We start from the raw sequence: 6,460 nt of genomic DNA, 5'->3' as shown, positions 1-6,460 counted from the left end.
GGATTCGAACCCCCGTGGGCTTGCACCCTAACGGTTTTCAAGACCGCCCCGTTATGACCACTTCGGTATCCCTCCGCATAAAAATGGAGCGGGTGATGGGAATCGAACCCACGCGACCAGCTTGGAAGGCTGGAGTTCTACCATTGAACTACACCCGCATAAGAATGGTGCCGGTAGAGGGACTTGAACCCCCACGGTTTCCCTCACGATTTTGAGTCGCGCGCGTCTGCCAATTCCGCCATACCGGCAAATATGAAATTACATGGTCGGGAAGACAGGATTCGAACCTGCGACCCCTTGGTCCCAAGCCAAGTACTCTACCAAGCTGAGCTACTTCCCGACATCTCATTATTAAGGGTTAAAATGGCGTGCCCTGAGAGATTCGAACTCCCGACCTTTTGATTCGTAGTCAAACGCTCTATCCAGCTGAGCTAAGGGCACATATATATGGAGCGGACGACGGGGCTCGCTTCCACTGGCAATACCTCGTCGAACATTCTTCTTTGCGTAGCCAGATCTGAAGTACCCGAGCATTTCTTCGTGTTTTACCACGAGGGTAAACCCGGCACGGGTGAGAGACCTGCGTACGCATCATGGAGCGGACGACGGGGCTCGAACCCGCGACCTTCGCCTTGGCAAGGCGACGCTCTACCAATTGAGCTACGTCCGCATATGGTGCGGTCGAGAGGACTTGAACCTCCACGGTGTTGCCACCACTAGAACCTGAATCTAGCGCGTCTGCCAATTCCGCCACGACCGCATATGAATGAAAGAAACTGGTGAGCCATGAAGGACTCGAACCTTCGACCCTCTGATTAAAAGTCAGATGCTCTACCAACTGAGCTAATGGCTCAAACTAAAATGGTGGGGAGAGACGGATTCGAACCGCCGAACCCATAGGGAGCAGATTTACAGTCTGCCGCGTTTAGCCTCTTCGCTATCTCCCCAAAAAAGTGGTGCCGGCGATAGGACTTGAACCCACAACCCCCTGATTACAAGTCAGGTGCTCTACCAATTGAGCTACACCGGCATGGTGTTGTATTTCATAATGGTGGCTCGGGACGGAATCGAACCGCCGACACGAGGATTTTCAGTCCTCTGCTCTACCGACTGAGCTACCGAGCCGAATAATGTTAATCCGCAAACGCTATCCTCAAGGGATAAATGGCGGAGCTGACGGGACTCGAACCCGCGACCTCCGGTGTGACAGACCGGCGTGAACTCCAACTTCACCACAGCTCCATATTTGGTTGCGGGAGCAGGATTTGAACCTGCGACCTTCGGGTTATGAGCCCGACGAGCTGCCAGACTGCTCCATCCCGCGACGATTTTTATATATTTTATATAAATGGTGGAGGCTGACGGGATCGCTTCCACTTGCGACACTGCGTCGATTACTCTTCACATGCGAGCAAGATCTGAAGTGCCCGAGCAATACTCCTTTGCGCTTCTTCGAGGGTGAACCGGAACGGTGAGATCCCGTTACCGATAGCTACGAATAAAGCATATGGTGGAGGCTGACGGGATCGAACCGCCGACCCTCTGCTTGTAAGGCAGATGCTCTCCCAGCTGAGCTAAGCCTCCAAATTATGGTGACCCGTAGGGGATTCGAACCCCTGAATGACAGCGTGAAAGGCTGCTGTGTTAAACCGCTTCACCAACGGGCCATGATGGCGGATGGAGTGGGATTTGAACCCACGAGACGAGTCATCCCCGTCTACACGATTTCCAATCGTGCTCCTTCGGCCACTCGGACATCCATCCATATAGAATCAAAATAGATTGTAAATCCGAGATAAGGTTTGCATTCGCTTTGAACTTTTAACCCCTCACGGAATTCCTATGTTAGCACACTCTTTATCAGAAATCAATAGATTTTTTAAAAGAAGTTTAAAGTTTGTAGCTCATGTGAACGTCAACTCTATTATTATACAAATTGAAAACCTACAAAGCAAGATAAAAAAGCTGGTAATCCAAGAAAACTTGACTGCCCTTTGATTTGCTTAATTTTTAACCCTATTGAATATCGGAATCGTACATCTCTATCATCTCCTGAAGCCTCTCTCTTATTAGCTGTACCATTATTACCGGTTCTTTCACTACAGCATTCCTGCCTAATCCGAGAAAGAAATCGGCAAAAAAGGAGATTTCACTCGTAGGAATCATCCCGTCAATCGTGCCGGAGCCGTCTTCAGCTATGTGCAGGTTTGGCACTTTCCACAGCTCCGCCTCACACCTCTGAACACCTTCTTTGCTCAAAACCACATACATCCGTGTCCATTCGATCTTTTTCCGGGTAAATTCCTCCCAATTCCCCAGATGCACATGCTTTAAATCTAATGGTGCCACATCTGACGAACTGTATTCCGCTGAGCGGATGCGATCTCCTCGGAACAAGCGAAAATCCTCCCGCAAAAAGCAGTACGCCGGACAATACCAGTAGCCGTTTCGTGCATATATTCCCACTGGCTGAATATGACGAATAGATCCGCCTTCCCGAGATTCGTAGTCGATGCTAATCACTTTTTGCCAAATGGCTCCGTCCAACAGAACAGACAGATGCCGGACCGGCTTTTGCCGGGTAGGAGCCACTATGTCGACGCGGTTTTTCATCTGGTCGATTCGATCTCGTACATCCCCGGGCATGTACAAATAAAATTTGTTCAAGGCGGAAGCCGCTTGTGTTTCAAAAGGAAGAGAGGAATAATGACGCAGCGCATGACTGGCAAAAAACATGGCGACTGCTTCATCCTCCTTAAATGCAATCGGTGGAAGCACCCGCTCGCTTAGCACCTGATAGCCGCCATGCGGTCCTACCTCAGAGTACAGCGGGACACCCAGTTCGCTAAGCTCCTGAAGGTCTCGCAAGATCGTCCGCGTAGATACCTCAAACTGATCGGCCAGCTCCTTGACAGTAAACTTGCGTTTGCGGTTAACCGTCATCATCAGTTCCATGAGCCGTTTGGATTTGGGCATGCTGTCCTCCTGAACAAAATAAAATGATAATGATGACAAAACCTGTCACTATTATACGTTACACTTCCTCCTATAGCGAACTTTTTCAGACATAGACATTGAGGTAAAAGTACGATTACCGATGGGAGGAAGAAAAATGAACGCAGTGAACGAGATCAAGGGACTGTTATTCGAGGAATTGGAGCTGATCGTCAGAACGACTTCAAATCTCATCCGCCGCATCGAACAAGATCAATGGGAGTACAAGCCAACTGATCAGATGCGGACATTAAGGGAGCTGGTTGAACATCTGGTAGCGATCCCCTCTGTCGATCTGCTCATTCTCAAAGAAAATCCCCAAGAAGTTATTCGCCAGCTGGAATCGGAAATATCCGCGCTTTCTGCTCCTGAAGAGCTGATTGAACAAATGACGAGCGGCTTGGATGATCTGAAGGATTACATGCAAGGGCTGTCAGACGAGGATTTTTTGCAGAAAAAGACGACGCCGTTTTACCTGGAGCACGGCTCTGTTCAAGCAAAATGGCTGATTGAAATTGCAACTCACGCACAACACCATCGCAGTCAGCTATTCACTTATCTGAAGCTGCTTGGACATGACGTCAATATGTTTGACTTGTACTAACCGGATTGACGGGCTAATAATCGCCCTTCGTGTGCTCCGCTGATTGAAATAAACAGCCCATGACGACTCATAGTGACTGGATATTGGGATTGGTCGAGGTTGAACAAAAGGCTTGATATATGGACATAGAAAAAGACCGGGGCATAATGAATATGCACTCCGGTCTTTTCGTGTTTGTTTCTGAGTATGTTACTTTCTGGTTGCTGCTTCAATATCCTTGTATGCCCAATGAGTTGGAGGTACATCTGGCCAGCTTTGTCCACTTACGGCGCTTAATTGTGTACCGTTCACCAAGCGATTGATGATAGTAACCGTTTCTGCTCGCGTCAAGGTCTTTTCAGGATGGAATGTACCATCTGGGTACCCCGTCATCAAACCTGCTTTGCTTACCGCAGCGATGATCTGTGTAGCCCAGTGATCTGCCGAAACATCCATGGCTGGGTCGAATTTTCCGATTGGAAAGCCTTTCAGTAGCCTGTGCGGTCGCCAGTTACTTCACCCTTGGTCGGGCTGGTTGGCTCGCTAGGCTTTACTTCCGTTTGACCGGAGTTGCTACCCGTGAAGAAGCCGAAGTGACCTTCATCCGTTTTATCACGGCCATTATCGCGGTCTTTATCACGGTCTCCGCCGCGTTTTGTAACAATTCCCAAATATTTACTGACTCTTTTCAGATCAAGCCGTTTTACTAATAAAAAAGCATAAAACAGCCATTGCGACCATTTTATGCTTTCCTTCTATAACAATCGATCCATCGACCGATTCAAAGTCATTATTAAGGCGGAGAGAGTGGGATTCGAACCCACGCACGCCTCACGACGCCTAACGCATTTCGAGTGCGTCCCCTTATGACCACTTGGGTATCTCTCCACTATGTCAGGAAACAAAAATAAATATAGCAGAAATTTTTTTGTTGTGCAAGAGTAAATCATTGGCACCCCTTGATTTGCTGAGGTCATTGGGCCAATATAAGAAAAGCACAGTTGATCACGAACAGAAACGGGGAATTCGCATGAAGCGAGAACGTTTAGATAAGGTACTGGCCAACATGGGCATTGGTACCCGCAAGGAAGTCAAGCAATTGGTGAAACAAAAGCTCGTTGTCGTCGACGGCACCGTTGCGACCGATCCCGGCATGCATGTCGTACCGGAGGAACAGGAGATCAGCGTAGACGGCGAACCCATCAACTACAAGCGTTGGCTCTACATCATGCTGAACAAGCCGCCAGGCGTCGTCTCCGCAACGGAAGACAATCTGCATGAGACGGTTGTCGATCTGCTTCCTTATGAATGGGCGATCAAGGTTTTCCCGGTAGGCCGTCTGGACATCGATACGGAAGGCTTGCTGCTGCTTACCAACGACGGGCAGCTCTCTCATAATCTGCTCTCGCCGAAAAAGAAGGTGGACAAGGAGTACTTTGCCCGCATCCAAGGACGTGTGACCGAGACCCATGTCCAGGAATTCGCCCGCGGTGTAGAGCTGGAGGATTTTACGACCCTTCCCGCCAAGCTGGAGGTGCTCTCCTCCGGGGAAATTTCCGAAATTCGCGTCACGATCATGGAGGGAAAATTCCATCAGGTGAAACGGATGTTTGCCGCCTTTGACCTGGAGGTTATTTACCTGCAGCGCATTCGCATGGGCCCCATCCGGCTGGATGAATCACTCAAGCCAGGCGAGTACCGCGAATTAACCGATGAGGAAATGGAATTCCTGAAAGCCTATACACAAAAAGAGGGGCCCGCTCAATCCTGAGGGAGCCCCCTTTTTTTGCGCAATCCACGGAAAAAGCTCTTGAGCATTTGGCCGCACTCCTCGGCCAGCACTCCTTCAATAACAGGCACCTGATGGTTGAACCTTTGCTCGTCGAGGAGGTTCATCAACGTCCCCGCGCAGCCCGCTTTGGGGTCCCTTGCTCCGTATACGACCTGCTCGATCCGGCTTTGGACAATCGCTCCCGCACACATCGGGCACGGCTCCAGCGTGACGTACAGCGTACATCCGATAAGCCGCCATCCTCCCAAGCGGGCACTCGCCTCCCGGATCGCGATCATCTCAGCGTGAAGTGTCGGGTCCTTTTTGGTCTCGCGCAAATTAAAGCCCCGTCCGACAATTTCTCCATCCCGGACGATGACCGCCCCGATTGGCACCTCTCCCAGTGCTGCCGCTTTCTCCGCTTCTTGCATTGCGGCTCTCATGTATTTTTCATGATCGCCTTCGTGTATGCTTTGCTCTTTATTCACTTTTCTTCAAATACTCCTTCAAATACGGTTTGCGACAGTTCCCGGCGGCCAGACGGCTTTTCCCGCTCCTGCAGCTGCTCAGGCAGCGCTTCTTTTTCCCCCTGATACCCGATGGCGATCACGGCATGAAGCTCGTAGTCATCCGGAACTCCCAGTACCTCTTTCGCTTTTTCCGGGTCAAAGCCGCCCATGGCATGGGTGATCAGGCCTAGTTTGGTTGCTTGCAGAGCCAGATAGCCCCAGGCTGCTCCCGCATCGAAAGCATGGGCGCGATTGAAAGTACCCCGTCCGCTTACAGTCTTGGACAGAATCAAAGCCAATACAGGAGCCTTTTCGCACCAGATGCGATTCCCTTCGGCGATGAACGGATAAAACCGCTGTTTGTCTTCCGCTGTCCGGGCAACGATAAATCGCCACGGCTGCTCATTGCTCGCGGACGGCGCCCAGCGCGCTGCTTCAAACAGGCTGAACAAAACGTCATCCGGCACCTGATCTTCCTTGAAAGACCGCGGAGACCATCTGTTAAGGAAAACAGGGTCAATTTCATACGCCGCACTTCGGTTTTCGGCGACCTCAGGGAAATGAGATTTCGTCATTTTTTGTCCCTCCATACTTTATTTTTGA

6 protein-coding genes and 17 tRNA genes (1 of these 23 only partly in view) are annotated in these 6,460 nt (G+C 50.3%); 2 read left to right on the top strand and 21 right to left on the bottom strand.

Annotated elements, in window-relative coordinates:
* The 17 genes from NSQ24_RS00475 to NSQ24_RS00395 form a co-directional block, all read right to left on the bottom strand.
* Window positions 1-75 (bottom strand) — tRNA-Ser (locus NSQ24_RS00475) (it extends 14 nt beyond the left edge of the window).
* A 9-nt stretch (window positions 76-84) separates the two neighbouring features.
* Window positions 85-158: transfer RNA gene (locus NSQ24_RS00470), tRNA-Gly, on the bottom strand.
* A gap of 7 nt (window positions 159-165) precedes the next feature.
* Window positions 166-248 (bottom strand) — tRNA-Leu (locus tag NSQ24_RS00465).
* Window positions 249-263: 15 nt separating this feature from the next.
* Window positions 264-340, bottom strand: a tRNA-Pro gene (locus NSQ24_RS00460).
* Between the two features lie 24 nt (window positions 341-364).
* Window positions 365-441, bottom strand: a tRNA-Arg gene (locus tag NSQ24_RS00455).
* Window positions 442-594: 153 nt separating this feature from the next.
* Window positions 595-670, bottom strand: a tRNA-Gly gene (locus NSQ24_RS00450).
* Window positions 671-673: 3 nt separating this feature from the next.
* Window positions 674-760 (bottom strand) — tRNA-Leu (locus NSQ24_RS00445).
* A gap of 17 nt (window positions 761-777) precedes the next feature.
* A tRNA-Lys gene (locus tag NSQ24_RS00440) sits at window positions 778-853 on the bottom strand.
* A 9-nt stretch (window positions 854-862) separates the two neighbouring features.
* A tRNA-Tyr gene (locus NSQ24_RS00435) sits at window positions 863-947 on the bottom strand.
* Between the two features lie 7 nt (window positions 948-954).
* Window positions 955-1,030, bottom strand: a tRNA-Thr gene (locus tag NSQ24_RS00430).
* A 19-nt stretch (window positions 1,031-1,049) separates the two neighbouring features.
* Window positions 1,050-1,125, bottom strand: a tRNA-Phe gene (locus tag NSQ24_RS00425).
* Window positions 1,126-1,165: 40 nt separating this feature from the next.
* Window positions 1,166-1,242 (bottom strand) — tRNA-Asp (locus NSQ24_RS00420).
* 5 nt (window positions 1,243-1,247) lie between these two features.
* Window positions 1,248-1,324 (bottom strand) — tRNA-Met (locus tag NSQ24_RS00415).
* Window positions 1,325-1,508: 184 nt separating this feature from the next.
* A tRNA-Val gene (locus NSQ24_RS00410) sits at window positions 1,509-1,584 on the bottom strand.
* A 6-nt stretch (window positions 1,585-1,590) separates the two neighbouring features.
* Window positions 1,591-1,667, bottom strand: a tRNA-Glu gene (locus NSQ24_RS00405).
* Window positions 1,668-1,671: 4 nt separating this feature from the next.
* Window positions 1,672-1,764: transfer RNA gene (locus NSQ24_RS00400), tRNA-Ser, on the bottom strand.
* A gap of 252 nt (window positions 1,765-2,016) precedes the next feature.
* Entirely contained in the window at window positions 2,017-2,976 is a 960-nt protein-coding gene (locus NSQ24_RS00395) for a YafY family protein (protein ID WP_339166964.1), read from the bottom strand.
* Window positions 2,977-3,112: 136 nt separating this feature from the next.
* Between NSQ24_RS00395 and NSQ24_RS00390 the strand changes: the two genes are divergently transcribed.
* Entirely contained in the window at window positions 3,113-3,598 is a 486-nt protein-coding gene (locus tag NSQ24_RS00390; RefSeq protein ID WP_003393390.1) for a DinB family protein, read from the top strand.
* Window positions 3,599-3,787: 189 nt separating this feature from the next.
* On the opposite strand, the gene NSQ24_RS00385 is transcribed toward NSQ24_RS00390, so the two are convergent.
* Both NSQ24_RS00385 and NSQ24_RS00380 read right to left on the bottom strand, forming a co-directional pair.
* Window positions 3,788-4,033 carry an S-layer homology domain-containing protein gene (locus tag NSQ24_RS00385; RefSeq protein ID WP_339166962.1) on the bottom strand — a complete coding sequence of 82 codons (246 nt, stop codon included), beginning with the start codon at window positions 4,031-4,033 and terminating at the stop codon, window positions 3,788-3,790.
* 343 nt (window positions 4,034-4,376) lie between these two features.
* A tRNA-Ser gene (locus NSQ24_RS00380) sits at window positions 4,377-4,465 on the bottom strand.
* A gap of 142 nt (window positions 4,466-4,607) precedes the next feature.
* On the opposite strand from NSQ24_RS00380, the gene NSQ24_RS00375 reads away from it, so the two are divergent.
* Entirely contained in the window at window positions 4,608-5,348 is a 741-nt protein-coding gene (locus NSQ24_RS00375; protein WP_003392735.1) for a pseudouridine synthase, read from the top strand.
* Here NSQ24_RS00375 and tadA read toward each other — a convergent pair.
* Window positions 5,339-5,836, bottom strand: a complete 498-nt coding sequence (gene tadA, locus NSQ24_RS00370; protein WP_003392733.1) for a tRNA adenosine(34) deaminase TadA — start codon at window positions 5,834-5,836, stop codon at window positions 5,339-5,341. The two genes, NSQ24_RS00375 and tadA, sit on opposite strands and share 10 nt — an antisense overlap.
* Window positions 5,833-6,432, bottom strand: coding sequence for a nitroreductase family protein (locus tag NSQ24_RS00365; protein WP_024985347.1), 600 nt, complete (start codon window positions 6,430-6,432; stop codon window positions 5,833-5,835). Before NSQ24_RS00365 ends, tadA begins: the two co-directional genes overlap by 4 nt.
* Between the last annotated feature and the right edge of the window lie 28 nt (window positions 6,433-6,460).

The sequence above is a fragment of the Brevibacillus sp. FSL L8-0520 genome, from assembly GCF_037963895.1.
In the GTDB taxonomy this organism is placed as follows: Bacteria; Bacillota; Bacilli; order Brevibacillales; family Brevibacillaceae; genus Brevibacillus; species Brevibacillus borstelensis.
This window is presented reverse-complemented; position numbering and strand designations above follow the sequence as displayed.

Bases quoted from the DNA above. Each gene is read 5' to 3' on its own strand.
- NSQ24_RS00395 (WP_339166964.1), bottom strand. From the start codon at position 2,976: ATGCCCAAATCCAAACGGCTCATGGAACTGATGATGACGGTTAACCGC.
- NSQ24_RS00390 (WP_003393390.1), top strand. From the start codon at position 3,113: ATGAACGCAGTGAACGAGATCAAGGGACTGTTATTCGAGGAATTGGAG.
- NSQ24_RS00385 (WP_339166962.1), bottom strand. From the start codon at position 4,033: ATGGATGTTTCGGCAGATCACTGGGCTACACAGATCATCGCTGCGGTA.
- NSQ24_RS00375 (WP_003392735.1), top strand. From the start codon at position 4,608: ATGAAGCGAGAACGTTTAGATAAGGTACTGGCCAACATGGGCATTGGT.
- NSQ24_RS00365 (WP_024985347.1), bottom strand. From the start codon at position 6,432: ATGACGAAATCTCATTTCCCTGAGGTCGCCGAAAACCGAAGTGCGGCG.